This window comes from Bradyrhizobium sp. 44, assembly GCF_023073095.1.
Taxonomy (GTDB): domain Bacteria; phylum Pseudomonadota; class Alphaproteobacteria; order Rhizobiales; family Xanthobacteraceae; genus Bradyrhizobium.
In genome coordinates, this window is record NZ_JADPIY010000033.1 from 1 (window position 1) to 24,247 (window position 24,247).

At 65.0% G+C, this 24,247-nt stretch carries 22 protein-coding genes, 1 other RNA gene and 1 pseudogene; 16 read left to right on the forward strand and 8 right to left on the reverse strand.

The genetic code is table 11. From position 1 onward, the window contains the following. Positions 1 to 155: 155 nt before the first annotated feature. From IVB41_RS31365 to IVB41_RS31380, 4 genes are all read right to left on the reverse strand, one after another. Entirely contained in the window at positions 156 to 533 is a 378-nt protein-coding gene (locus IVB41_RS31365; RefSeq protein WP_247438288.1) for a response regulator, read from the reverse strand. A 15-nt stretch (positions 534 to 548) separates the two neighbouring features. Continuing rightward, the gene (locus tag IVB41_RS31370) at positions 549 to 917 is read right to left on the reverse strand and encodes a response regulator (protein ID WP_247438291.1); all 369 of its coding nucleotides are present in this window, start codon (positions 915 to 917) and stop codon (positions 549 to 551) included. A gap of 373 nt (positions 918 to 1,290) precedes the next feature. Next, entirely contained in the window at positions 1,291 to 1,632 is a 342-nt protein-coding gene (locus IVB41_RS31375; protein ID WP_027570682.1) for a DUF6665 family protein, read from the reverse strand. 52 nt (positions 1,633 to 1,684) lie between these two features. Further along, positions 1,685 to 2,320, reverse strand: a complete 636-nt coding sequence (locus tag IVB41_RS31380) for a TetR/AcrR family transcriptional regulator (protein ID WP_247287981.1) — start codon at positions 2,318 to 2,320, stop codon at positions 1,685 to 1,687. 195 nt (positions 2,321 to 2,515) lie between these two features. Here IVB41_RS31380 and IVB41_RS31385 point away from each other — a divergent pair, with 195 nt between their 5' ends. The 5 genes from IVB41_RS31385 (at position 2,516) to IVB41_RS31405 (ending at position 10,529) form a co-directional block, all read left to right on the forward strand. After that, on the forward strand, positions 2,516 to 3,835 hold the full coding sequence (locus IVB41_RS31385; RefSeq protein WP_247438293.1) for an HlyD family secretion protein: 1,320 nt from the start codon (positions 2,516 to 2,518) through the stop codon (positions 3,833 to 3,835). A gap of 25 nt (positions 3,836 to 3,860) precedes the next feature. Next, on the forward strand, positions 3,861 to 5,447 hold the full coding sequence (locus tag IVB41_RS31390; protein WP_247438295.1) for a DHA2 family efflux MFS transporter permease subunit: 1,587 nt from the start codon (positions 3,861 to 3,863) through the stop codon (positions 5,445 to 5,447). Between the two features lie 473 nt (positions 5,448 to 5,920). Beyond that, entirely contained in the window at positions 5,921 to 7,720 is a 1,800-nt protein-coding gene (locus IVB41_RS31395; RefSeq protein ID WP_247438298.1) for an ABC transporter ATP-binding protein, read from the forward strand. 64 nt (positions 7,721 to 7,784) lie between these two features. Further along, positions 7,785 to 9,191, forward strand: a complete 1,407-nt coding sequence (locus tag IVB41_RS31400) for an MATE family efflux transporter (RefSeq protein ID WP_247438300.1) — start codon at positions 7,785 to 7,787, stop codon at positions 9,189 to 9,191. A gap of 69 nt (positions 9,192 to 9,260) precedes the next feature. Next, a complete protein-coding gene (locus tag IVB41_RS31405) occupies positions 9,261 to 10,529 on the forward strand; it encodes an O-antigen ligase (protein WP_247438302.1) in 1,269 nt (422 codons plus the stop codon). On the opposite strand, the gene IVB41_RS31410 is transcribed toward IVB41_RS31405, so the two are convergent. Further along, positions 10,526 to 11,269 carry a sulfite exporter TauE/SafE family protein gene (locus IVB41_RS31410; RefSeq protein ID WP_247438304.1) on the reverse strand — a complete coding sequence of 248 codons (744 nt, stop codon included), beginning with the start codon at positions 11,267 to 11,269 and terminating at the stop codon, positions 10,526 to 10,528. The two genes, IVB41_RS31405 and IVB41_RS31410, sit on opposite strands and share 4 nt — an antisense overlap. A 231-nt stretch (positions 11,270 to 11,500) precedes the next feature. Between IVB41_RS31410 and IVB41_RS31415 the strand changes: the two genes are divergently transcribed. Continuing rightward, positions 11,501 to 11,761: a hypothetical protein gene (locus IVB41_RS31415; RefSeq protein WP_247287987.1), complete on the forward strand. Its 261-nt coding sequence runs from the start codon at positions 11,501 to 11,503 to the stop codon at positions 11,759 to 11,761. Positions 11,762 to 11,768: 7 nt separating this feature from the next. Here IVB41_RS31415 and IVB41_RS31420 read toward each other — a convergent pair whose 3' ends face one another. Further along, the gene (locus IVB41_RS31420; protein WP_247438305.1) at positions 11,769 to 13,139 is read right to left on the reverse strand and encodes a PLP-dependent aminotransferase family protein; all 1,371 of its coding nucleotides are present in this window, start codon (positions 13,137 to 13,139) and stop codon (positions 11,769 to 11,771) included. A gap of 49 nt (positions 13,140 to 13,188) precedes the next feature. On the opposite strand from IVB41_RS31420, the gene IVB41_RS31425 reads away from it, so the two are divergent. The 3 genes and pseudogenes from IVB41_RS31425 to IVB41_RS35975 all read left to right on the forward strand — a co-directional run bounded on the left by IVB41_RS31425 (position 13,189) and on the right by IVB41_RS35975 (position 14,440). Continuing rightward, on the forward strand, positions 13,189 to 13,653 hold the full coding sequence (locus tag IVB41_RS31425; RefSeq protein WP_256464269.1) for a DUF983 domain-containing protein: 465 nt from the start codon (positions 13,189 to 13,191) through the stop codon (positions 13,651 to 13,653). 141 nt (positions 13,654 to 13,794) lie between these two features. Then, positions 13,795 to 14,238 (forward strand): annotated as a pseudogene (locus IVB41_RS35970) (alpha/beta fold hydrolase); the annotation flags it as partial. Positions 14,239 to 14,263: 25 nt separating this feature from the next. Continuing rightward, positions 14,264 to 14,440, forward strand: a complete 177-nt coding sequence (locus tag IVB41_RS35975) for a hypothetical protein (protein ID WP_407062508.1) — start codon at positions 14,264 to 14,266, stop codon at positions 14,438 to 14,440. 114 nt (positions 14,441 to 14,554) lie between these two features. Here the strand turns inward: IVB41_RS35975 and rnpB are convergent. Further along, positions 14,555 to 14,985: RNase P RNA component class A (gene rnpB, locus IVB41_RS31435), an RNA gene on the reverse strand. A gap of 149 nt (positions 14,986 to 15,134) precedes the next feature. Between rnpB and IVB41_RS31440 the strand changes: the two genes are divergently transcribed. Together IVB41_RS31440 and IVB41_RS31445 are read left to right on the forward strand one after the other, a co-directional pair. After that, positions 15,135 to 15,488: a YciI family protein gene (locus IVB41_RS31440; RefSeq protein ID WP_007600836.1), complete on the forward strand. Its 354-nt coding sequence runs from the start codon at positions 15,135 to 15,137 to the stop codon at positions 15,486 to 15,488. A gap of 22 nt (positions 15,489 to 15,510) precedes the next feature. Continuing rightward, positions 15,511 to 16,743 (forward strand): RNA polymerase sigma factor, encoded by a 1,233-nt coding sequence (locus IVB41_RS31445; RefSeq protein ID WP_247438307.1) that lies wholly within the window; start codon positions 15,511 to 15,513, stop codon positions 16,741 to 16,743. A gap of 119 nt (positions 16,744 to 16,862) precedes the next feature. On the opposite strand, the gene IVB41_RS31450 is transcribed toward IVB41_RS31445, so the two are convergent. Further along, the gene (locus tag IVB41_RS31450; RefSeq protein WP_247358645.1) at positions 16,863 to 17,645 is read right to left on the reverse strand and encodes an N-acetylmuramoyl-L-alanine amidase; all 783 of its coding nucleotides are present in this window, start codon (positions 17,643 to 17,645) and stop codon (positions 16,863 to 16,865) included. Positions 17,646 to 18,168: 523 nt separating this feature from the next. On the opposite strand from IVB41_RS31450, the gene rsmH reads away from it, so the two are divergent. From rsmH to murF, 5 genes are all read left to right on the forward strand, one after another. After that, on the forward strand, positions 18,169 to 19,158 hold the full coding sequence (gene rsmH / locus IVB41_RS31455) for a 16S rRNA (cytosine(1402)-N(4))-methyltransferase RsmH (RefSeq protein WP_247401844.1): 990 nt from the start codon (positions 18,169 to 18,171) through the stop codon (positions 19,156 to 19,158). A 3-nt stretch (positions 19,159 to 19,161) separates the two neighbouring features. After that, positions 19,162 to 19,554 (forward strand): hypothetical protein, encoded by a 393-nt coding sequence (locus tag IVB41_RS31460; RefSeq protein WP_027570696.1) that lies wholly within the window; start codon positions 19,162 to 19,164, stop codon positions 19,552 to 19,554. Further along, complete coding sequence (locus IVB41_RS31465; RefSeq protein WP_027570697.1) at positions 19,551 to 21,305, forward strand: penicillin-binding protein 2; 1,755 nt, start codon at positions 19,551 to 19,553, stop codon at positions 21,303 to 21,305. Before IVB41_RS31460 ends, IVB41_RS31465 begins: the two co-directional genes overlap by 4 nt. A gap of 84 nt (positions 21,306 to 21,389) precedes the next feature. Next, the gene (locus tag IVB41_RS31470; protein ID WP_247438309.1) at positions 21,390 to 22,862 is read left to right on the forward strand and encodes a UDP-N-acetylmuramoyl-L-alanyl-D-glutamate--2,6-diaminopimelate ligase; all 1,473 of its coding nucleotides are present in this window, start codon (positions 21,390 to 21,392) and stop codon (positions 22,860 to 22,862) included. After that, positions 22,859 to 24,238: a UDP-N-acetylmuramoyl-tripeptide--D-alanyl-D-alanine ligase gene (gene murF, locus IVB41_RS31475; protein WP_247438312.1), complete on the forward strand. Its 1,380-nt coding sequence runs from the start codon at positions 22,859 to 22,861 to the stop codon at positions 24,236 to 24,238. Before IVB41_RS31470 ends, murF begins: the two co-directional genes overlap by 4 nt. Positions 24,239 to 24,247 lie beyond the last annotated feature (9 nt).

A 24,247-nucleotide genomic window follows, 5' to 3' on the forward strand; every position in this document is an offset into this window, starting at 1 on the left:
GCGGCCGTAAAACTTTCCCAAATTGATCGGACCGCGATAGCCTGAGCTCAACCGCGCTGGTCCGCGTCATGCAACAGCGTTTTTACACGACCAAGACCCGTTGCGGACGATCGCAGCAATGCACATCGACTACGATACCAGGCCGAGGCAATCGGCTAGATCGGCCCAAGGTTTTCACTCGGCACTTGCGCCAGTGCGGCATCGATGGCGGTTTGCAACTCTGCCAGCAAGCAAGGCTTTCTCACGACCGGGGTGCCCCTGAAGGCATCAGGCACACCCGACGATCCGTAGCCGCTCACGAAGAAAAAGGGCTTGCCGCGTCCCGCAACTGCTGTGGCGATTGGCTCGATGGTGTCGCCGCCGAGATTGATGTCCAGGATCGCGAGATCGAACTCGGCATCCGTCGCAAGAACGGCACCCTTGGTGACGTTTCCCGCTTCTGCAACAACTGAATGACCCGCTTCCTCGATCATCTCGACCAGCATCATTCGGATGAGCGCTTCATCTTCGATGAGGAGGACTGAGGCAGACACGGATCTCGCCGTTTCTCAGGCGGGACCCGTCTGCTGCGAGGCCGCGTTCAGGAGCTGGGAAACAGCCGAAACGACTTGCGCGGGCGCAAATGGTTTCTGAAGCAGAATGCTGTTCGGTACACCGAAGATGGGCCATTTATCGGCCGCGCCGCCGGTCATGTAAACCACGGGAAAATGCGGGTCGATCTCACGGGCGGCCCTTGCGACCTCCCAGCCGTCGAGGCGCCCCAGCAGATTGACGTCAGTGACGAGCGCCCGGTAGGGCTGACCACCCTTCAGGAGCGTGACGGCTTCCTCGCCCGTCTTCACGGTCGCGATCTGAAAGCCTCCCTCCGAGAGAGCGTCTTCGACGATGAGCTGGAGCGCATCCTCGTCTTCGATCAACAGAATGGTTGGAAGTTCCGCCGTATTCACATCTTCCCCCTGCTTCGCCCAACGTTACAAAGTGCACATAAGGTTCTTTGTTCCATCGGTGGAACGAACAAAGCGAAGCAGTTCAAGCTACGCCGGGCACTTAGAGACCAGTACGTGCCATTCCTCCCACGGCGCCAATTCCTCTTCAAAATTAATGGAGGAACATTCCTGCCATTGCCAAGTTTTCCCGATACCCTTCCCCAAGGGTGACCCCAATGGCCCCAGCTCAATGCCCCCCCGCGAGTTGGGGCCCTCTTTTTCCCTGACGATTGAGCTGACATCGGGAAGCACAACCGCTTCTTGTCAAAGGAGTGCACGCCCGAGCGCCGGGCGCCGTAGCAAATCATTTTCGGGCCGACTTCGACGGTGCTGGGACCAGCCCCATACACAGCTGCACCTCGGCCGGGACATTGTAGGTCCGCATGATGTGGCGGCTGTCGCGCAAGCCGGATGCCTCACGCTGCACCACGAACATCCAGAGCGCGTGACCGGCTTCCATCACCAGCTTGCGCCTTGCCGGTTGCATCGAGTCCGGCACCTCGGGGAGGGCATGGGCGGCGTCGAACTCGCGCAAGCGCGCGAGCGCCTGCTCGAGCGTGCGGCCCATCCGTCCAAGCGCGGAGGCCTGTTCCTGAACGATCTCATAATGGAGGATATCGACCGGCGGCCGAAGATCACGGGACATGAGGCCCAATATAGGAGCGCCGGAATGGCCTGCAACGCATGCCCGCCTGGCGCTACTTCGCCCGATAAGCCGCCAGGAACATCCGCGTCGCGCTGTCGACGACCTCGCTCATGCGTTCTTCCGACGGTGCGGGCGCGGCCTGGAAGACGAAGGGCAGGAAGAGCGAGGCCTTGCACAGTTCCATGAACTGCGACGCCGCCAGATCGCAATCGTCGATCTCGAGATCGCCGGAGGCGACATGGGTGTTGAGATAGTCGGAGAGGCGGTTGATGGATTTGTCCAGCACGCGCGCATAATAGCGGCGGCCGAGATCGGGCATGCGCTCGGCGATCGCCATCACGGTGCGGATCGCGGACCCGCCGCCGGGCCGGCACAGCAGACGATTGTAGGCCCGGCCGAAATCCTTCAGCGTGGTTTCAACATCGCGTGCCGGATCGAAATTGAACGCGACCTGCCCGTGCTGGAGCGCCTCCTGCTCGAGGATGGCTTCGAACAGCGCGCATTTGTCAGCGAAGTAGACGTAAAGCGTGCCTTTGGAGACCTGCGCCGCGCGGGCGATTTCGCCCATGCTGGCACCGTCAAACCCGAGATCCATGAACACCTTGCGGGCCCCGTCCAGGATCTGGCGGCGTTTGGAGCTGTCCTCCTCTTGGATGACGTGCAGATGTTCGCGGCCGGTTACAACCATTGGTTCAAGGTCTCGGAAAGTTTTTGCTTCGGTCGAGGGTCATGAAACCGAAATAAAGGATTCGGGCCAGTAGGGTCTGTCCGGGAATATTATCTATATTGACCGAACCGTTCGGTCAATGATATTTGGGATCGGCGAGAGGGACCCGGCCGCACGGCGGCCGTCCCTCATTGCGCTTTTTTGGGGGAGGCCTCCATGGCCGTAGTGAGAGACCAGGCTGCGCGCGTCCTTCGCCCGGACGCCGTAAAGACGCCGACGCCCGCGGGTGGTGACGCTGCCACCGAGACGTCTGTAGCTCTCGCCGAGCAGTTGCGCTCTCATGTGGCCGAGGAAACCAAGCGCCGCCCCAGCGAGGCGCCGGAGGCGCCCGTGACCGACAAGCCGGCCGCAGCCCCCGACGCGCCCGCCGCCGCCGGCGCGCCGAAGTCCGGCAAGCGCAAGTTCGTGATGATGGGAGTAGGGCTGGTGCTGGCGCTCGCGGCCGCGAGCTATGCCGGCTATTACACGCTGGTCGGCCGCTTCTACGTCGTGACCGACGACGCCTATGTCCGCGCCAATAACACCATGCTGGGCGCGCGCGTTGCCGGCCACGTCTCCTCGATCCTCGCCGGCGACAACACGACGGTGCGCGCCGGTGACATCGTCTTCCGCATCGACGACGGCGACTACAAGATCGCGGTCGACGCCGCCGCGACCAGGATCGCGACCCAGCAGGCCACCATCGATCGCATCGGCCGCCAGGTCGCGGCACTCGACAGCCAGGTCGCGCAGGCCAAGGCGCAGCTCGTCTCCGCCGAAGCCGGCCTCAAGCGCGCCGACCTCGATTATGAGCGCCAGCAGGCGCTGAGCAACAAGGGGTTTGCCTCGCGCGCCACCTTCGAGAGCTCCGAAGCCGGACGCGACCAGGGCGCCGCCGCGGTCAAGGCTGCGCAAGCCGCCTACGACGTCGCACTCAGCAATGTCGACGTCGCCAAGGCGCAGCAGGCCGAAGCGCAGGCGCAGCTCGCCGAGCTCAAGACCACGCTGGCCAAGGCCGAGCGCGATCTCGCCTTCACCGCGGTGCGCGCGCCGGTCGACGGCACGTTCTCGAACCGCCTCGTCAGCGCCGGCGACTTCGTCGCGGTGGGCCAGCGGCTCGGCAACGTCGTGCCGCTCGACAACGTCTATATCGACGCCAATTTCAAGGAGACCCAGCTCAAGCGCATCCGCCCCGGCCAGCCGGTGACGATCAAGGTCGACGCCTACGGCATGCGCAAGTTCTCCGGTGTCGTCGACAGCATCGCGGCGGGGTCGGGCTCGGTGTTCACGCTGCTGCCGCCTGACAACGCCACCGGCAACTTCACCAAGATCGTGCAGCGCGTGCCGGTCCGCATCCGCGTGCCGAAGTCGGTCGCAAAGCAAAACCTGCTCCGCGCCGGCATGTCGGTCACTGCGACCGTCGACACCAACAAGGGCGCGGCCGACGCCGACAGCGAGGTCGATCTCGACGACGCCACCATGATCCATCCGCAGTAGCGCGCCTGCGCCGCGAGGTCAGACCATGGCGAACGCCACGATCGCTTCACCTGCCATGATGGCGGACCCCGCTTCGGAGCGCATCGCGCCGAAGCGGCTGTTCGCTTTCATCATCATGGTGTTCGGGATGTTCATGTCGATCCTGGACATCCAGATCGTCTCGGCGTCCCTGAGTGAAATCCAGGCCGGCCTGTCGGCAAGCTCCAGTGAAGTCTCCTGGGTCCAGACCGCCTATCTGATCGCCGAAGTGATCGCGATTCCGCTGTCGGGATTCTTGTCGCGCGCCTTCGGCACGCGGCTGTTGTTTGCGATCTCGGCGGCCGGCTTTACCGCATCGAGCCTGCTCTGCGGCTTCGCCACCACCATCGAGGAGATGATCCTCTGGCGCGCGCTGCAAGGTTTTCTCGGCGCCGGCATGATCCCGACGGTGTTCGCTTCGGCCTACACCGTCTTCCCACGCACCAAATTCCACATCGTCGGTCCCATCATCGGGCTCGTCGCGACGCTGGCTCCGACCATCGGGCCGACCGTCGGCGGCTACATCACCGACCTGATGTCCTGGAACTGGCTGTTCTTCATCAACATCGTGCCCGGCATCGGGATCACCATCGGTGTGCTGGCGCTGGTCGATTTCGACGAGCCGCATTTCGAATTGCTCGATCGCTTCGACTGGTGGGGGCTGCTGTTCATGGCCGGCTTCCTCGGCACGCTGGAATACGTGCTGGAGGAAGGCCCGCAATATGAATGGATGCAGGACCCCTCGGTCGCGATCTGCGCCTGGATCTGCGGCATCTCCGCGATTGCCTTCTTCTGGCGCGTCTTCACGGCGGCCGAGCCGATCGTCAATCTACGCACCTTTTCCAACCGCAATTTTGCGATCGGCTGCGTCCTTCAGTTCTGCATCGGCATCGGCCTCTACGGCCTCACCTACATCTATCCGCGCTATCTCGCCGAAGTGCGCGGCTATAGCGCGCTGATGATCGGCGAGACCATGTTCGTCTCGGGCATCACCATGTTCCTGGTCGCGCCGGTGGTCGGCCGTCTCATGGCGAAGTACGACATGCGCTACATGATCGCGTTCGGGCTCGTCGTGTTCGCGCTCGGCTCCTACCAGATGACCTGGATCACGCGCGACTACGATTTCTACGAGCTGTTGATTCCGCAGATCCTGCGCGGCATCGGCATGATGTTCGCGATGGTGCCGACCAACAACATCGCGCTCGGCACGCTCGCGCCCGACCGGGTGAAGAACGCCTCGGGCCTCTTCAACCTGATGCGCAATCTCGGCGGCGCGGTCGGTCTTGCCGTCATCAACACCGTGCTCAACGACCGCACGGACCTGCACATCACGCGCCTGCAGGAGCGCGTCACCTGGGGCAACGCGACCGCGACCGAAACCCTGACCATGTTCATGCAGAAGTTTCAGGGGCTTGGCGATTCCACGCTGATGGCGATGAAGCAGCTGTCGCAGCTCGTGCATCGCCAGGCCGTGGTGATGGGCTTCGGCGATGCCTTCTTCATCCTGACGCTGTTCTATCTCGGCCTCACCCTGCTCGTCACACTGTTGAAGAGGCCGGCCTCGCCGTTCGGCGCCAGCGGCGACGCGCACTAAGCCAGCCACTCATTCGGTGTCATCGCCCGGCTTGACCGGGCGATCCAGTATTCCGAAAAGCCTGTAATAGAGCCGAGGCGCCGCGGCGTGCTGGATGCCCCGCCTTCGCGGGGCATGACGGAGGAGAGCGCGGCGACGCGTACTAATTTGCAACACTCGTGCGTGATCTCGCGCGAGCCCCGTTGCAAATTACCAATGACACATCTATAAAGCGCACCTCATTCCATCGAACCGGGAGGATTTGCATGATTTCGTCGCATTCGCAGATCGCACGCCCGCGCTCGATGATGTTCTGGCTCGGTATCTGCTCGGCCTCCTAGAGGCCTCTTCCGCCAGCTTCGATTGGGCTTCCAGTCCCGATCGCTCCGCTCCCCAAGTCCAAAACCAACTTCAAGTGACGCCGTCTCGGCCCTGGCGGCCGACCTGCGTCCATCAATGGAGCCGGCCCGCGGCATAAGCGGCCGGATGATGCCATGACCGCTCTGTCAAAAAGGCCCGCGGCGATACGCGTGGTGCTGCCCTTCGTGTTCCGGCACTGGCTGAAGCAGCCGGGGCGTACCCTCGTCGTGGCCGGCGGCTTGTTGGGTGCGACCATCGCCGACCTGTTCATGCCGGTCTTCTCCGGACATCTGGTCGACGCCCTGACGCGCGGCCCATCCGATCCCGCCGCGCGTCACGCGGCGCTGATGGCATTGGGCGGTATCGTGGCGCTGGGCGCAGCGTCCATGGTGCTGCGGCTGACCGGCCTCCAGGCCATCGTGCCGTTCTCGCTGAAGATCATGTCCGAGGTCGCGCAGGAAGCCTTCATGCGCGTGCAACGGTTCTCGACCGACTGGCACGCCAACTCCTTCGCGGGATCCACGGTGCGCAAGGTCACCCGCGGCATGTGGGCGCTCGACCTGTTGAACGACACCATCTTGATGGCGCTGGCGCCGTCGCTGCTGGTGCTGATCGGGTCGATGATCCTGCTCGGCGTGCACTGGGCCTCGCTTGGCGCGGTGATCGCGCTCGGCGCGCTGGCCTATGTCACGATGACGGTGCTGTTCTCGACGCGCTACATCGCGCCGGCCGCGCGCGTCTCCAATGCCTGGGACACCAAGGTCAGCGGCACACTGGCGGATGCGCTGACCTGCAACGCCGTAGTGAAATCTTTCGGCGCGGAGGCGCGCGAGGATGCGCGGCTTGCCCGTGTCGTCAACCGCTGGCGCGTGCGCGTGCGGCGGACCTGGCTGCGCTACAACTACACCAATCTGGCGCAGCTCTCGGTGTTGCTGGCCCTGCGCGCCTCCGTGATCGGCGGTGCCGTGCTGCTGTGGATGTCGGGGCAGGCCTCGCCCGGCGACGTCACCTATGTGCTGACGAGCTATTACGTCATCCATGCCTATTTGCGCGACGTCGGAATGCACATCAACAACCTGCAGCGCTCGGTCAACGACATGGAAGAGCTGGTGGCGATCCACGACGAACCGATAGGGATTGCGGATGCGACGGACGCGCGGCCGATCGCGATCGAGCGCGGCGAGCTCGTGTTCGACGACGTCACGTTCCATTACGGCGGCCACCACGCGCCGCTCTATGACGAACTGTCGGTCACTATCCGCGCCGGCGAACGCGTCGGTCTCGTCGGCCGCTCCGGCTCCGGCAAGACCACCTTCGTCAAGCTGGTGCAGCGGCTCTACGACGTCACCGGCGGCCGCGTTCTGATCGATGGGCAAGACATCGCCAAGGCCACGCAGCACTCGTTGCGCAGCCAGATCGCGATCGTGCAGCAGGACCCGATCCTGTTCCACCGCTCGCTCGCCGAGAACATTGCCTATGGCCGGCCCGGCGCCAGCCTGGAGGCGATCGAGCAGGCGGCACGGCTGGCCAACGCGCACGACTTCATCGTGCGCCTGCCTAAGGGCTACGGCACGCTGGTCGGCGAGCGCGGCGTCAAGCTCTCCGGCGGCGAGCGGCAGCGCGTGGCGCTGGCGCGTGCCTTCCTGGCCGATGCGCCGGTGCTGATCCTGGACGAAGCGACCTCGAGCCTCGATTCGGAATCCGAGGCGCTGATCCAGCAGGCGATGGAGCGGCTGATGAGAGGCCGGACCTCGATCGTGATCGCGCACCGGCTGTCGACGGTGAAGAGCCTCGATCGCATCCTGGTGTTCGACCGCGGCGAGATCGTCGAGCAAGGCACCCATGCCAAGCTCGCAGCCAAGCCCGGCGGCATCTATCGCGGGCTGTTCGAGCGCCAGGTGGTGGAGCTCGGACAGATCGCAGCAGCGGAATGAGTGACGCGCGGCCGGCGGACCAATGTCGGCCGCGTCGCCGAAGAATCGGTCAAGGATGGGTGACATGAAAGACCTGACCAACGGCTCCATCGCGAAGCACATTCTGGGCATGGCGCCGCCGATCATGGTCGGTATGGTCACGATCATGCTTTGCCAGCTGGTCGATCTGTACTTCGTCTCGGGCTTGGGCGATGCCGCGGTCGCGGGCGTGGCGGCGGCCGGCAATGCCGGCTTTCTCATCAACGCGCTGATGCAGGTGCTCGGCGTCGGCGCGGTGTCGTTGATCGCGCATGCCGTGGGACGCAAGGATCGGCCGGATGCCAATTTGATCTTCAATCAGGCGATCGTGCTGTCGGTGCTGTTCGGACTGTTGACCCTGGTCGCAGGCGCGGCGCTGTCGCGCGCCTACATGCATGCGATCGCCGCGGACGAAGCCACGATCGAGGCGGGGACCACGTATCTGCTGTGGTTCATGCCGGCGCTCGCGTTGCAATTCGCGAGCCAGGTGATGGGATCCGCGCTGCGCGCCACCGGCATCGTGCGTCCCACGATGCTGGTGCAGGCGCTTGCGGTGGCCATCAACATCGCGCTGGCGCCGGTTCTGATCGCGGGCTTGGGCACGGACCATGCGCTCGGCGTTGCCGGTGCGGGGCTGGCGAGCTCGATCGCGGTGTTGATCGGCGTCGTGATGCTGCTTGCCTATTTTCGCAAGGTCGAACGCTATGTCGCCTTTAATCCGGCGCAGTGGCGTCCGCAGGCGCAGCATCTGAAGCGCATCCTCAATGTCGGTCTGCCTGCCGGCGGCGAGTTCGCGATGATGTTCATCCTCATGGCGGTGGTCTATTTCGTGCTGCGCGATTTCGGTGCGGCGGCGCAGGCCGGTTTCGGGATCGGACAACGGGTCCTGGGCCTGATCCAGATGCCGGCCCTTGCAGTTGCGCTCGCCGCCGGGCCGATCGCCGGCCAGAACATGGGCGCCGGAAAAGGCGAGCGCGTGCGCGAAACCTTCGTCAAGGCGGCGCTGATCACCAGTGTCGTGATGATCGGCTTCATGTGCCTCGCGCAGTCGAAGCCGCAGCTCCTGCTCGCGGGGTTCTCGAACGATCGGGAAACCATGGAGATCGCGTTCCTGTTCCTGCGGATCATCTCGCTCAACATGGTGGCGCAGGGCGTGATCTTCACCTGCTCGAGCATGTTCCAGGGCCTCGGCAATACCAAGCCGGTGCTGTGGAGTTCGGCAACGCGCGTGCTCACCTATTCGCTGCCGGCGATCTGGTTGTCGACGCGGCCGGGCTTCCGGATCGAGCACGTCTGGTACCTGTCGATCGCGGCAACCACGCTGCAGGCGGCCCTGAGCTTGTGGCTGCTACGGCGTGAATTCAGGAAGCGCCTTGTCATGCTCCGACACGAGGAATCCCCGGAGCAGGCTGCGCCGGAGCCCGTGGCGTCTCCTGTACGCGCGCCGGCGTAGCGATCGCTTGTCCCCGCCCCACGGCTCCGGCAAACTTGCTGCGCCGTGGGGATCGCCTGCAGGGGCCAAATGACCGGAGTGTTGTACGAGCAGCGGCCCAATTCCTGGCTCTCCGCGATCTGGGCGGCACGCTATCGCACGCCAGCCCGCTTCGTCGCGCTGATCGCGTTGCTGTTGCCATGGACCACGACCGGGCTCATTTTCGCGCTCATTCCCTGGCTGATCGCGTTCGCGTTCCTCGACCTTCGCGAATTTCCGCGTTCGCTGCTTCGGCCGATCTGCCTGCTGCCGATTGCGCTGGTCGCACTCGCCGCCATCGGCACGCTCTGGTCTGATGCGCCGTGGCCGGACCGAATCCATGCGATCGGCCCGGCAGCGAAGCTGCTGGTGATTCCGCTCCTGATCTACCAGTTCGAGCGCTGGCCCTATGGCAACTGGGTGTTTTCCGCGTTCCTGGTGTCCTGCACGGCGCTGATGCTCTATTCCTTTGCCGTCGCCGCCGATCCCGCACTGTCGCTGAAACTCTATCTGTCGCGCGGGCCTTACAAGGTCGAAAGCGGGATCGCGGTACGCAATTATATCGACCAGAGCCAGGAATTCGCGCTCTGTGCGATCGCGCTGGTTTATCCCACCGTGTCGCTGCTACGACGAGGCCGCTACCGTAGCGCGGCGCTGTTCGTGGCGCTCGCGATTGGATTCCTCGCCAACATGATGTTCGTCGTGGTCTCGCGCACGGCGCTGGTGACGCTGCCGATCCTGATCGTGGTCTTCGCGCTCTTGCATTTGCGCCGCCGCACCGCGCTGCTCGCCGTCGGTGCGATGGGGCTGTTGGCCTTGACGTTGTGGACCGCCTCGCCGCATCTGCGCACGACCGTCGCCAAATTCAGCGGAGACTACGAGGTCAGCATCGTCGGCAACGACGTCAGCGGTATGGGATCGCGACTGGAGTTCTGGCGCAAATCGCTGGCCTTCACCGCGGACGCGCCGCTGCTCGGTCACGGCACCGGCGCGATCCGCGGCCTGTTCGCGCGCGCGGCTGTCGGCGAGAGCGGGGTTCGGGCTGAAATCGTCGGTGATCCCCACAACCAGACGCTCAATGTCGCCGTGCAATGGGGCGCGTTGGGCGTCGTGATCCTCTACGCGCTCTGGTTCGCGCACCTCTCGCTGTTTCGCGGCGAGGGGCTGGCCTGCTGGGTGGGCCTTCTGGTCATGGTGCAGAACTTGCTCTCCTCGCTGCTCAACTCGCATCTGTTCGATTTCGCCGAGGGCTGGATCTACGTGCTTGGAGTCGGCGTTGCCGGCGGCATGGCGCTCGCCGCGAAGACGATACGGAGCTAGTGCGTGCCCAAACTGTTCCAGACCAGGCCGAGGCCCGACAGGAACAAGAGACCGAGCACGACATCGCCAAAATGCTTGTCGCTCAGCGCGTGGTAGACGCGCGCGCCGGCCCATGCGCCGATCAGCGTGCCCGGAAATGCGATCACCGCGAGCCAGATCACCTTGAACGCGACGAGGCCCGAGGCCGTCTGCAACACCAAAGCGGCGGCCAGCACGGTGAAATTGAAGAGCTGGAAGATGCCGCGCCGCTCGTGCTTGTTCCAGCCGCGGATGTTGGCCCACAGGATCGGAAGCGGCCCCGACAGTCCGGCAAGGCCACCTAATATGCCGCCGGCAAAGCCGATCGCGCCGTCGGCAATGCGGCCGCCGAAGGTGACGGCGAGCGGCTGCTTGTTCAGATAGAGAGCGGTCGAAAACACCAGGATCAGCACGCCGACGCTCAGCTTGAACACTTTTGGATCGGCGGAGGCGACCAGCGTGGTGCCCAGCGGCACGCCGATCAGTCCTCCAATCAGGAACGGCCAGACCAGCGAGAGATCGAAACTCTTCCACATCGACGGCAGCGTCGAGCTCTGCGCGATCACCGAGCAGATCAGCACCAGCGGCACCGCGAGCGAGGGCGGCAGCACGTAGAGCCAGATGCCGAGCGCCATCAGCGCCGTGCCGAATCCGGCAAGGCCCGAGACGAAGCCCCCGGCCAGTGCGCCGAGCAGCAGCAGCGCGTAGGTGAGTATTTCCAACAGATAGTCCCTGTCGCCTGGGCGATCCCGAACTGTTGATCGCCATTGCTCGCATAGCACAGCTGCGGCCGTGCAGGTCAATTTCAAAACCGCACGCAAGCGTGATCCCCAGCGGCGGGCGTTCGCGAAAGACAGGCCTAGATGATGCTCGTACTTCAACCTGGGGGTCCGCTCGACGCCATCATGCGGTTCGATCGGCCAGACTCCCGAATGAGCATATGGAGAAGGACGATGACCCGCACGAAGATTGCCGTCGCGGCCGCGCTGATGTCGGCGGCGGCCTTGATGCCGACAATGGCGCAGGCCCAGTTTTCCGAGCCTGCGGCCTATCAGGCTGCCCATCCGGACCGCGACGTTCTGAATGGCGGCCAGCTCACGCCCGCCGCGCGCGGGGCTCGCGGCCAGTCCTTCGCGCCGAGCGAAGCCTATGCGGCCTATCCGTCTCCCGTCGCGCCGGTCGTGCGCTCGCGGCATCGCCGCCAGCATCAATAGGCTATTGCTAGACGATCTGTCTGGTGTCGGCGGGCCTGTGCAGCGCGCCGACCAGGATGCGCAGCGCCTCCGTCAATTCCGCCCTGTTGCGCGCCGCGCCTAGCGAAACGCGTGCCGCGTGTGGCGCGGTCCCGCCGACGGTGAAGGCCTCGCCGGCGACGACTGCCAGTCCATTCCGCAGCAGATGCGCCGCGACGTCGGGACGGTCCTTGGGCAGCCGCAGCCATAGATGGTGAGCGGCGGACTTGGCCTGGAACTCGAAGCCTTTGAGCGCGCGTTGCGCGAGCTGCTGCCGGCCGACGGCCTCGCTCCTGATGGTAGTGACGATGCGGTCGGCGATGCCGGTCTCGATCCAATGCGTCACCAGCGCGACCATCAGCGGTGCCGGCATCTGCACCGTCGCCTGCAAATAGCTGCGCATCTCCCGCTGCGAGCTGTTATCTGGCGTCACCAGATAGGCGACCCGTAGCGCGGGCGCGATGCATTTCGACAGCGTGGTTGCGAGATATGTCCGTTCCGGAATGAGATTGGCGATCGGCGATGCCGACCGATCGAGCAGCCCGTAGGCGTCGTCCTCGATCAGAATCGTATCGGCATCTTTGATGATCTTTGCGAGAGCGCTGCGGCGCTCGGGGAGAAGCGTCGCAGTGGTCGGATTGTGCAGCGTCGGAATGAGATAGACCGCTTTCGGTCTATGCGTGCGGCAGGCCTTCGCCAGCGCGTCGGCCAGGATGCCGCCGTCGTCCATGGCGACGCCGACGAGCTTGACGCCGAGCCGCGCCGCGGCGGCCTTGATGCCGGGAAAGGTGAGCGCCTCCGTCAGCACCACGTCGCCGGGCCGGGCGAGGTGGGCGAGCAGGCTGAACAGGATCGTCTGCGCGCCGGGAAAGATCACGAGCCTGTCGGCATGCGCATGCGGCACGCGTGCGCGCATCCATCGCGCGGCGACCTCGCGCTCGTGTGCGCTGCCGCCGGGCGGCTGGTAGTTGAGATGCGCCGTCAGGCCCGATTGCGCGCGGATGGCTTCCATCCCGGCGATGATGCGCTCGTCGAGTTGCGCTTCGAGAGGTTGCGGCGGCACGTTCATCGAGAGGTCGATCGCGACGGGATGCGGCAGATCGACCGCGCGGCGCGCGCTGGTCTCCGACACGAACGAGCCCTGGCCGACCCGGGCCTCCATGATGCCGCGGCGCCGCGCCTCGGTGTAGGCGCGCGTCACCGTGGTGAGATCGATGCCGAGCGCCTTTGCCAGCGCCCGCTGCGTCGGCAATTGTTGGCCGCGCACCAGCCGGCCGGCGGCGATGTCGGCCTCCATGGCCTCGACGATGCGCTGATAGCGCGGCCCGCTCAGCTCCGAGATTGTAGGGGTCCAATCCATGCAATTAAGGTCCATATCCTTTGAATGTATGGATGCAAGATCTTATTGTATGGATCGTAGAAAAGGAAGAGGTGGGGTCATGGCGACCGGTTCAGTCTCTCTCACGAAAGCGATGTGGCGCGGTTTCTTGGGCAAATGCCCCAATTGCGGCGAGGGGCACGCGTTCGGCCGTTTCCTGAAGGTGGCGGATACCTGCGACCATTGCGGCGAGGAGCTGTTTCACCAGCGCGCCGACGATTTCCCGGCCTATCTCGTGATGGTCGTCGTCGGCCATCTCGTGGTGCCGGCAATCCTCGCGGTCGAGACCGCCTATGCGCCGGCCGTCTGGCTGCAACTGGCGGTGTGGCTGCCGGTGACCTTGTTCGCTTCGCTTGCGCTGCTGCAGCCGACCAAGGGCGCCATCGTCGGGCTGCAATGGCAGATCGGCATGCACGGTTTTGAGGCGGGCAAGCTGCGGCGCGAAGCTGGTCAGGGTGCACCCGTTTTCGTCAAGGTGAACACGCGCGCGGCTTAAGGGGCCGCAGCGTTTACATCGCGAGACCGGCCGCTACACTCCATCGTACAAACAAGAACGATGGAAACGCCGATGGCCGCACGCTCAAAAACCTTCCTGCTTTGTCACGGCGCGTGGTCCGGCGGGTGGGCCTGGAAGAAGATGCATCCGCTGATGGCGCAGGCCGGGCATCGCCTGATTGCGCCGACCTATACCGGCCTCGGCGAGCGCGCGCATCTGGCCAGTGCCGCGATCGATCTCGATACGCATATCCAGGACATTCTCAATGTCATCAGGTTCGAGGACCTCGAGGACATCGTGCTGCTCGGCCACAGCTATGGCGGCATGGTCGCCACCGGCGTCGCCGATCGCGCGCGCGAGCGGGTGACGCAATTGATCTACCTCGACGCCTTCGTGCCGCGTGACGGCCAATCGCTGTTCGATCTCCATGAGGGCGGGCGCGAGCCGATGCGCAAGGCTGCAAGCTCAGGCGACGGCTACCGCATCCCGCCGAACCCGCCGCCGCCGGACACGCCGCAGGCCGATCTCGACTGGCTCAACGCGCGCCGGATCAACATGCCGATCCAAATGTTTCGAGACGAAGCTGAAGCTCGAACATGGCGAGCCGGTGATGCCGCGCAGCTACATCTATTGCACGCGCATTCCGCCGGGCGACGTGTTCGGGCAGTTTGCGAAGCGCACCAAGAGCGAGGATGGCTGGCGCACTTTCGAACTCGACGCGAGCCATGCACCGAATGTCACGGCGCCGGAGGCGTTGATGGCGGTCCTGGAGAAGATCGTCGGATAGAGAGCCAAAATGGTGAGGGGCCCGATGCATTAACACCGAGCCCCTCGTCACTTCTTGGTAAGACACGTTTTCTTCACGCGAACCGGAAAACCACTTCGCTCGAAAACGGTTTAGAATATCAGCCGGCCTGTAAGCCGGGTTCTGTAAGGCACCGTCCGCTTGCGCGAACGACACGTGACGGCCATTCCTCTGGGACCATGTTTGCACAGGGCCTCGAGCAACCTACCCGGACGGCGGGCCTGACATCGCCCCGCGGCGTTATCGCTTTCGCGAACAGCCCGCTACGCCGTCCCTATTCGGTTTTGCTCCCGGTGGGGTTTACCATGCCGGCTCCGTTGCCGCAGCCGCGGTGCGCTCTTACCGCACCTTTTCACCCTTACCTGCCTACGCAGCTTGCGCTGCTACGGCGGGCGGTTCGTTCTCTGTGGCACTTTCCCTGGGGTCGCCCCCGCCGGACGTTATCCGGCACCGTATGTCAAGGGAGCCCGGACTTTCCTCCCCGGCGGCCTTTCGGCACTTACCGGAGCGGCCGTCCGGCCGACTGACGGCTTACGCATGAAGCATTTGTGTCGGTTCCGCAAGCCGATAACGCCATGCACGGTTCGCCCGAAATAATTTATCCTGAAGATGTCGTTGGGCGCGTGTCCCGTTCGACTGGATGTCGGCGATCCAGCCGTGCAACAGGAGTTAAGCGATGCAGTATTTGCTGATGATCTACCAGAACGAAGCCGAGTACGCGAATATGCGTCCGGCGGCCGGCCAGCAGATGACGGCGGAATATCAGACCTTCACGCAAGGCATCATCCAGAGCGGCAATTTCAAGGCCGGCGACCGGCTGCAGCCGACCACGACCGCGACGACCGTGCGCGTGCGCGATGGCAAGACGCTGACGACCGACGGCCCGTTTGCCGAAACGCGCGAGCAGCTCGGCGGCTATTACCTCGTGGAGGCCAAGGATCTCGATACCGCGATCGAGATCGCGTCGCGGATTCCGTCGGCTCGCATCGGCTCGATCGAGGTGCGGCCGATCTGGGTCTACGACAAGTGAAGGCGCAGTCGCGCATCGACATATGACATTGTCCGAGATCGACAAGATCTTCCGCGACGAGGCGGGGCGGGCGCTGGCCACGCTGATCCGCCTCGTCGGCGATTTCGATCTTGCCGAGGACGCGCTCCAGGACGCCTTCGCGGTGGCACTGGAGCGCTGGCCGGCGTGCGAGGTCCCCGACAATCCGCGTGCCTGGCTGGTCAATGTCGCCAGGCACAAGGCGATCGACCGTATCAGGCGCCAGGCCGTCTTCCGCGGCAAGGAGCAGGCGCTCGTGCACGAGCTCGAGCTGAACGCGCAGGCGCCCGTCGAGCCGCCGGCGATGCTCGACGACGACATGCTGCGGCTGATCTTCACCTGCTGTCATCCCGCATTTGCGCCCGAAGTCCAGGTCGCGCTGACGCTGCGCACCGTCTGCGGGCTCTCCACGGCGCAGGTCGCGCGCGCCTTCCTCGTCACTGAGGAGGCGATGGGCCAGCGTCTCGTCCGCGCCAAGCAGAAGATCAGGCTCGCCGGCATTCCCTATGAGGTCCCCGAGCGCGACACGCTGGTGCCGCGGCTCGAGGGTGTGGTTGCCGTGATCTATCTGGTCTTCACCGAAGGCTATGTGGCGACGTCAGGTGCGGATTTGATGCGGCCCGATCTTGCGGCCGAGGCGATCCGGCTTGGCCGCTTGCTCGACCGGCTGTTACCCGATCGCGCGGGGATCAAGGGCCTGCTGGCGCTGATGCTGCTGCACGATGCGCGCCGCGCAGGGCGCCAGACCGCCGCCGGCGACATCGTGCTGCTGGAAGAGCAGGATCGTTCGCGGTGGGACCGTGCACAGATCGAGGAGGGTCTCCGTCTGGTGGACGACGCACTGCGCGTGCCCGGCCGGCCGCAGCCTTATGCAGTCCAAGCCGCGATCGCTGCGCTGCATGCGCGCGCGCCGAGCTATGAGCAGACAGACTGGCCGCAGATTGCCGGGCTCTACGAAGTGCTATTGCGCATCAACCCGTCGCCGGTGATCGGGCTCAACCACGCGGCGGCGGTGTCGATGGTCGATGGGCCGGCGCGTGCGCTCGATCTCGTGGATGCGACTACTGCGCGCGGCGGGCTTCGTGGCTACGAGCTGTTGCCGGCGGTGCGGGCCGATCTATTGCGGCGGCTCGGCCGGAATGAGGAGGCGCGCGAGGCCTATCGCGCTGCGACGGAGGCGACGCAGTTGGAGCCGCTGCGACGACTTTATGCGCGAAGGATGAGGGAGATGGAGTAGTTGCCACATACTCCGTCATTGCGAGGAGCACTTGCGACGAAGCAATCCAGACTGCCTCTGCGGAGGCAGCCTGGATTGCTTCGCTTTGCTCGCAATGACGGGGTGTGTGGCAGTCGTCGTCACTTCGTCGCGACGGTCGTTGCCTCCTGAGGGAGACTCCCCAACAGCGCCTGCAAGGTCGACAGCGTCGAGTGATCCGCGACCCCATCCAGTCGCGCCGGGCGGAAATGGCGCTGGAACGCGGTGACGACTTCCATGGTCGCGGCGTCGTATTTGCCGGTGAGGGGAACGCCGTAGCCGTATCTGGCGAGCGCCTGCTGCAGGCTCAGCACCTCGTCGCTGATGGTGCCGAGCATCAGGCTCTCGCCGCGCACGACCGGCGCGGGCGTGACCCAGTGGCCGACGCCGGAATTCGCCAGCGAATGCCACGGAAATTTTTCGCCGGGATCTTTCTTGCGCGCGGGCGCCACGTCGGAATGGCCGAGCACCCGGTGCGCGGGCACCTTGCGGCGGAGCATGATGCCGCGGCACAGCGCGATCACGGCGGCGATCTGGCGCAGCGGAAACTCCGGATAACCCCAGTCGTGGCCGCGATTGACGATCTCGATCCCGATCGAGCAGGAATTGATGTCGTCCTCGCCGGCCCAGGCGGACACGCCGGCATGCCAGGCGCGCCTGGCCTCCGGCACGCATTGCACGATGCGGCCGTCTTCCAGCACGACATAATGTGCCGACACCTCGGTGCCTGCCGAGCAGAGCCGCGCCAGCGCACCTTCGACGTCGGGCATGCCGGTGTAGTGCAGCACGATCATGTCGGGCTGCCGGCCCTTGTTACGGTCGCCATGGTTCGGTGAGGGGATGATGTCGGAGACGATCGAGGAATCCGGCTCGAACGTCCGCATGTTCGCGGCGGCCTTGGGAACCGGGAGAACACGTTGACGCTTCGAATCAGATCCAGACGGCGTGGACGAACCGGACGACATAAACAGCTCGAGACAGACGGAGAGTGGGCCAAGCCCTTCTCTTTACTATTCCTTTACCCTCCAACGTGCGCAACCGCGCGACGAGGTTAACGGATGCATTTTGGCGCATGTGTGTGGATGAAGCATCACCGCCGCGTCAGCTTTTCGACTTGTCGCGAGCCGATCAACGCTTTCTTAACGCTAAGGGCCGTTACTGAGGGATGAAGAGCCGACCCGCGTCCGGAGGCGGCCAAAGCGTATTTTGGCTCGAAATCCCATGGCTGCCCGACAAATTCCAAGGGGAATACTGGGTTGGTGGCCCAGGACGACCGGGCTCGGTAACCATGTTGGACGGGGGTTGGGTCGTGGAACCGCCGCGACGCGGAATCATTCGAGGCGTTATGAGGTTGTTCGTCCCCGATCTCACTTGGGAGTCCGGCGGGGCGATCGGCAGGCCTGGCGCATGAGCTCGGTTCCGCACATCCCCGTTCTTGGCCGCGAGGCCATCGACCACCTCGCTCCACGCGAAGGTGGCACTTACATCGACGCGACCTTTGGTGCCGGCGGCTACAGCCGCGCGATTCTCGACGTGCCGGGAACCCGGGTGATCGCCATTGATCGCGACCGTACTGCGATCGAGGGTGGCGCCGAGCTGGTCGCCCGCTCCGCAGGCAGGCTGACCCTCGTTGAAGATCGTTTCTCCAACCTCGCCGATGTCTGTGCGGCGCAAGGCCTCGAAGACGTCAACGGCGTCGTGATGGACGTCGGCGTGTCCTCGATGCAGCTCGACCAGGCCGGCCGCGGCTTCTCGTTCCGCCTCGATGGTCCGCTCGACATGCGGATGGGGCAGGCAGGCCCGACTGCAGCCGATGTCGTGGCGCGCGCGTCGGAAGGCGATCTCGCCGACATCATCTATCTCCTCGGCGAAGAGCGGCAGTCGCGCCGGATCGCCCGCGCCATCATCGCGGACCGTCAGGAAACGCCGTTCACGACCACGCGCGCGCTCGCCGATCTCGTCGGCAGGGTGGTTCGTTCCAAGCCCGGCGATATTCATCCCGCGACGCGGACGTTCCAGGCCCTGCGCATCTTCGTCAACGAAGAGCTCGAGGAACTCCAGAGCGCGCTCGTCGCTGCCGAGCGTGTGCTCAAGCCCGGTGGTCGCCTCGTGGTCGTCTCGTTCCATTCGCTGGAAGACCGCATCGTCAAGAACTTCCTCGCCGAGCGCAGCAAGACAGGTGGCGGCTCACGCCATTTGCCGGAAGTGTCTCAGGCGGTGCCGAGCTTCCAGCTGCTGACGCGGCGGCCGGTGATCGCGGGCGAGGACGAAGTCGCGCATAACCCGCGCGCGCGGTCGGCAAAACTGCGCGCCGCCGAGCGCACCTCGGCTCCCGCGCATGACGATCGCGAGCAATCGTCATGGCCAAAACTCTCCGACGTCATGAGAGGTGGCTAGCGCATGCGCTTCATCCACCTCCTCGTCATCGGCGCGCTGATCTTCGCGGCGGCTCATGTCTACCGGATCAAGATGGACTCCACGGCGCGCACCGAAAAGGTATTGCGTTTGCATGCGGAGATCCGCGAGCAGCGCGATGCGATTGCGGCGCTGCGCTCCGAATGGGCCAAGCTCGATGCGCCCCTGCGCCTGCAAGGCCTGTCCGACCGGCATCTGCAGCTCAAGCCGGTCAACGGCACGCAGTATGACTCACTGAAGAATTTGCCCGAGCGTCCGCCGCGGATGTTCAGGCCGGGCGAGCCGGATCCGATCGGCGCCATGCTCAACACCATCGAAGCCGCGAGCGATCCCGATAATGTGACGGGCTCCGTGCCGCAGCCCGAGGACAAGCCATGAGTGCTGTGACCCCGGCCAAACCCACAGAAAAGCCGACCGAGCCTTGGCGCCAACGGCTGATCCGCAGCCTGCTGTACGGGCGCAACGTCGACCGCGCGGCCAAGGCGCGGGCGCGCGTCGGCCTGGCGATGCTCGCCTTTGGCGCGGTCTACGCCCTGATCGGCGGCCGGCTCGTGATGTTCGCGATCGGCGCCGACGCCCACGGCGCGCGCCGCGCCGCGGCGCAGGAGGTGGTCGCGACCGCGCGGCCCGACATCGTTGACCGCAACGGCGCGATCCTCGCGACCGACGTCAAGGCGTCGAGCCTGTTCGGCGAGCCGCGCCGCATCATCGACAAGGACGAGGCAATCGAACTTCTGACCGCCACCGTGCCCGACCTCGACGAGGCCGAGGTGCGCGAGCGCCTGAAGACGCGCAAGGGCTTCGTCTGGCTCAAGCGCGAGATTACGGCGAAGCAGCAGCAGGACATCCACAAGCTCGGCATTCCCGGCATCGGCTTCCTGCGCGAGAACAAGCGCGTCTACCCGACCGGCAACGAGGTCGCCCACCTCATCGGTCTCGTCAACATCGACAACCAGGGCATCGCCGGCATGGAGAAGTGGCTCGACAATCAGGGGCTCGCCGATCTCCACCGCGCGGGCTTTGCCACCGACCGGCTGCAAAAGCCGATCGAGCTCTCGGTCGATCTGCGCGTCGAGCACGCACTGCGTGACGAACTGCTGAAGGCCAAGGAGAAATACCACACCAAGGCTGCCTCCGGCATCGTCTCCAACGTCAAGACCGGCGAGATCGTGGCGATGGTCTCCCTGCCGGACTTCGATCCCAACAATCCGAAGGAAGCGCACGACCCCGACCGCATCAACCGCCTGACTACCGGCGTCTACGAGATGGGCTCGACGTTCAAGGCGTTCACGCTGGCGATGGCGCTCGATTCCGGCAAGATCAACCTGAACTCGATGTGGGATGCACGGGGAAACCTGCACTACGGCAAGTTCACCATCCATGACAGCCACGCGCTCGGACGTTTCATCAATACCAAGGAAGTGTTCACCTTCTCCTCCAACATCGGCGCCGCGCGGATCGCGCTCGGCCAGGGCGTCGAGGCCCACAAGGCGTTCCTCGCCAAAATGGGCCAGTTGACGCGGCTGCGCACCGAACTGCCGGAAAGCGCGGCTCCGCTGATACCGCGCCGCTGGGGCGAGCTGAATACGGTGACCATCGCGTTCGGCCAGGGCATGTCGGTGGCGCCGCTGCAGGCGGTGATGGGCATCAACGCGCTGGTGAACGGCGGCTATCTGATTCCGCCGACCTTCATGAAGCGCACCGAGTCCGAAGCGGCGTCCATGGCCAAGCGCGTCATCAAGACGGAGACCAGCGACAAGATGCGGTTCCTGATGCGGCTCAATGCCGAAATCGGCACCGCCAAGACCGCCGACGTCAAGGGTTACTATGTCGGCGGCAAGACCGGCACGTCCGAGAAGGTCATCAACGGCCGCTATGCCAAAAAGCGCGTGCTCAACTCCTTCACCGCAATCATGCCCTGCGACGATCCGAAATATCAGATCCTGATCATGCTGGACGAGCCCCAGGCGATTCCTGAAACGAAGGGTTTCATCACCTCGGGCTGGAACGCGGTGCCGACCGGCGGCAAGGTGATCGAGCGGATCGCGCCGCTTTTAGGCGTCGAGCCGCGGTTCGACCTGCCGCCGTCCGAGCGCCTTATTCTTGCAGCATCCAGGACAACCCAGTAATCAACCGGATGGGCCGTTGCCGCTGCTGAGTCGGGATTTCCCTGGAAATTCGGCGATCCGGTCCGGCATGTCGACTGGAAGACCATGAAGCTGCGCGACCTCCTCGGTCAGGACGTTCAGGGCAATGATGCCGCAATCGAGCCCGCCGTCGCGGCGCTCGACGTGAACGGTGTTGCCCTCGACAGCCGCGCGGTCAAGCCGGGCGATCTCTTCTTCGCGCTTGCGGGCAGCAAGACCGACGGTGCGCGCTTCATCGATGCCGCGATTGCCGCAGGCGCGGTCGCGGTCGTCGGCGACCACGCGCCTGATGGCTGCAAGGTGCCGTTCATTGCGGTTGCCAATCCGCGCCGCGCGCTGGCGCTGGCCGCGGCAAGATTTTTTTCCGCGCAACCCGCGACAATTGCGGCGGTGACCGGCACCAGCGGCAAGACCTCGGTCGCAGCATTCACCCGGCAGATCTGGGAGCGGCTCGGGCATGCCTCCGCCAGCATCGGAACCATCGGGCTCGTTTCGCCGAAGCGCACCGTCTATGGCTCGCTGACGACGCCCGACCCGGTCGCGCTGCACCGGCAGCTCGACGAGATCGCGCGCGAGGGCGTCACGCATCTCGCCTTCGAGGCCTCCTCGCACGGGCTCGACCAGTATCGGCTCGACGGCGTGCGCGTCTCGGCCGGTGGTTTCACCAATCTTTCGCGCGACCACATGGATTATCATCCGACCGTCGCGCATTATCTCGCGGCCAAGCTCAGGCTGTTTCGCGAACTTGTCCCGCCGGGGGGCGCGGCCGTGATTTCCGCCGATCATGATTGCTCGGCGGAGGCGATCAGTGCTGCGAATTCGCGCGGCTTGCGCGTCATGGCGGTCGGTCGCAACGGCGACGGGGCGGGCGAGGGCATTCGTCTCGCCGGTGCGGAGGTCGAAGGGTTTTCGCAAGTGCTCGCGCTCGACCATCGCGGCAAGCGATATGCGGTCCGGCTGCCGCTGGTCGGCGAATTCCAGATCGAGAATGCGCTTGTGTCGGCCGGTCTCGCCATCGGCACCGGCAGCGACGCCGCAGACGTGTTTGCGAGTCTCGAACATCTCGAGGGCGCCAAAGGCCGGTTGGAGCGTGTCGGCGAGCGCAACGGTGCGCCGATCTTCGTCGATTACGCGCACAAGCCCGATGCGCTGGCCAAGGCGCTGCAGGCGCTTCGTCCCTACGCCAGGCGCAGGCTGGTCGTCGTGTTCGGCGCCGGCGGCGACCGCGATGCCGGCAAGCGTCCAATCATGGGCGAGATCGCGGCCGGCAATGCCGACGGAATCATCGTCACCGACGACAATCCGCGCAGCGAGAAGCCGGAGGCCATCCGCGCCGAAATCCTCGCCGCCGCCAAGGGCGCCCGCGAAATCGGCGACCGCGCCGTTGCGATCCGCACCGCGATTGAGGAATTGGAGGATGGCGATGCGCTGCTCATCGCCGGCAAGGGCCACGAGACCGGGCAGATCGTCGGCGGAGAGGTTTTGCCCTTCAGTGATCACGAGGCGGTCGCCGCCACATTAGCGTCGAGGATTGCATGAGCGCGCCCATATGGACGGTGGCCGAAGTGGCGCGCGCGCTGGGCGCTGCCGGATCGTTCCCGGATACGCCGATCGACTTCGTCACCCAGGACAGCCGGCTGGTGAAGCCGGGCAGCCTGTTCGTGGCGCTGAGCGGCACCCCGAGCGGCGGCTTCATCTCGGCCTTCGCCAGCGCGCGTGACGGCTGGGAGTTCACGGACAAGGCGGAAGCCTCGGGCGCGGTCGCGATGATCGTGCCGCACGAGATCGCGGGCATCCGCATTCCCCAGATCGTCGTCAAGGACACGCTGATCGACGGTCTCTGGGGTCTAGCGCGCGCGGCACGCGCGCGCTTCAACGGGCCGGTGATCGGGCTCACCGGCAGCGCGGGCAAGACCAGCACCAAGGAATTCCTCGCGGCCTACCCCAATGCCTATGCCAGCCCGTCGAGCTTCAACAATTTCTGGGGCGTGCCGCTGACGCTGTGCAATGCGCGGCCCGATGCCAGTCTCTGGGTCGTCGAGATGGGCATGAACCAGGCCGGCGAGATCGCGCGGCTCAGCGAACTGACGCGGCCGACGGTCGCGCTCGTCGTCAACGTCCAGCCGGTGCATCTGGAGAAGCTTGGCTCGCTCGAGGCCATCCGCCGCGAGAAGGTGTCGATTGCCCTCGGCCTGCCTTCGGAAGGCGTGCTGGTGCTGCCCGCCGGGATCAAGGCGCCGGACTGGAAGGGCAAGGTCATCCGCTTCGGCGACAAAGCCGAGGTGCACGAGGTCGCGCACGCGCCGCACGGCGACAGCTGGCAGGTCGTGGCCGCGCTCGGCAAGAAGGAGATCGCGTTCAGCCTGACGCCGGGCGCGCCGCACCGCGTTCAGAATGCGCTCGCCGCGCTCGCATCGATCCGTGCGGCCAACCTCGATGCGGCGACGCTTGCGATCAAGCTCGACCGGGTCGGCATCATGACCGGCCGTGGCGTCGAGCAGGCGGTCGGCGGCGTCACCGTGATCGACGACAGCTTCAACGGCAATCCGGCCAGCGTGGCTGCCGCGCTGCAAAGTCTGCAGGCGCGCAACACGACCGGCGGCCGCCGCATTGCGGTGCTCGGCGACATGCTGGAGCTGGGCGACGGCGCGCCGGCCTATCACACCGATCTCGTCAGGCATCTCGACGGCATCGACGGCGTCTATTGCGTCGGGCCCCTGATGCGTCACCTGTTCGAGGTGCTTCCAGCCGGCAAGGGTCTCGGCTGGCACGACGACCCCGTCACGCTGAAGCCGGGCGAGGTCGCAAATCTGCTGAGGGCAGGCGATGTCGTGGTTGTCAAGGGCAGCAAGAAGATGTTCTGGGTCAACAAGTTTGTGCCGGGCCTAGTGGCCGCCTTGCAGGCAAGGGCGTAAACTGCTTGG

Bases quoted from the DNA above. Each gene is read 5' to 3' on its own strand.
- IVB41_RS31375 (WP_027570682.1), bottom strand. From the start codon at position 1,632: ATGTCCCGTGATCTTCGGCCGCCGGTCGATATCCTCCATTATGAGATC.
- IVB41_RS31380 (WP_247287981.1), bottom strand. From the start codon at position 2,320: ATGGTTGTAACCGGCCGCGAACATCTGCACGTCATCCAAGAGGAGGAC.
- IVB41_RS31385 (WP_247438293.1), top strand. From the start codon at position 2,516: ATGGCCGTAGTGAGAGACCAGGCTGCGCGCGTCCTTCGCCCGGACGCC.
- IVB41_RS31390 (WP_247438295.1), top strand. From the start codon at position 3,861: ATGGCGAACGCCACGATCGCTTCACCTGCCATGATGGCGGACCCCGCT.
- IVB41_RS31395 (WP_247438298.1), top strand. From the start codon at position 5,921: ATGACCGCTCTGTCAAAAAGGCCCGCGGCGATACGCGTGGTGCTGCCC.
- IVB41_RS31400 (WP_247438300.1), top strand. From the start codon at position 7,785: ATGAAAGACCTGACCAACGGCTCCATCGCGAAGCACATTCTGGGCATG.
- IVB41_RS31405 (WP_247438302.1), top strand. From the start codon at position 9,261: ATGACCGGAGTGTTGTACGAGCAGCGGCCCAATTCCTGGCTCTCCGCG.
- IVB41_RS31415 (WP_247287987.1), top strand. From the start codon at position 11,501: ATGACCCGCACGAAGATTGCCGTCGCGGCCGCGCTGATGTCGGCGGCG.
- IVB41_RS31420 (WP_247438305.1), bottom strand. From the start codon at position 13,139: ATGGATTGGACCCCTACAATCTCGGAGCTGAGCGGGCCGCGCTATCAG.
- IVB41_RS31425 (WP_256464269.1), top strand. From the start codon at position 13,189: ATGGATCGTAGAAAAGGAAGAGGTGGGGTCATGGCGACCGGTTCAGTC.
- IVB41_RS35975 (WP_407062508.1), top strand. From the start codon at position 14,264: ATGCCGCGCAGCTACATCTATTGCACGCGCATTCCGCCGGGCGACGTG.
- IVB41_RS31440 (WP_007600836.1), top strand. From the start codon at position 15,135: ATGCAGTATTTGCTGATGATCTACCAGAACGAAGCCGAGTACGCGAAT.
- IVB41_RS31445 (WP_247438307.1), top strand. From the start codon at position 15,511: ATGACATTGTCCGAGATCGACAAGATCTTCCGCGACGAGGCGGGGCGG.
- IVB41_RS31450 (WP_247358645.1), bottom strand. From the start codon at position 17,645: ATGCGGACGTTCGAGCCGGATTCCTCGATCGTCTCCGACATCATCCCC.
- rsmH (WP_247401844.1), top strand. From the start codon at position 18,169: ATGAGCTCGGTTCCGCACATCCCCGTTCTTGGCCGCGAGGCCATCGAC.
- IVB41_RS31460 (WP_027570696.1), top strand. From the start codon at position 19,162: ATGCGCTTCATCCACCTCCTCGTCATCGGCGCGCTGATCTTCGCGGCG.
- IVB41_RS31465 (WP_027570697.1), top strand. From the start codon at position 19,551: ATGAGTGCTGTGACCCCGGCCAAACCCACAGAAAAGCCGACCGAGCCT.
- IVB41_RS31470 (WP_247438309.1), top strand. From the start codon at position 21,390: ATGAAGCTGCGCGACCTCCTCGGTCAGGACGTTCAGGGCAATGATGCC.
- murF (WP_247438312.1), top strand. From the start codon at position 22,859: ATGAGCGCGCCCATATGGACGGTGGCCGAAGTGGCGCGCGCGCTGGGC.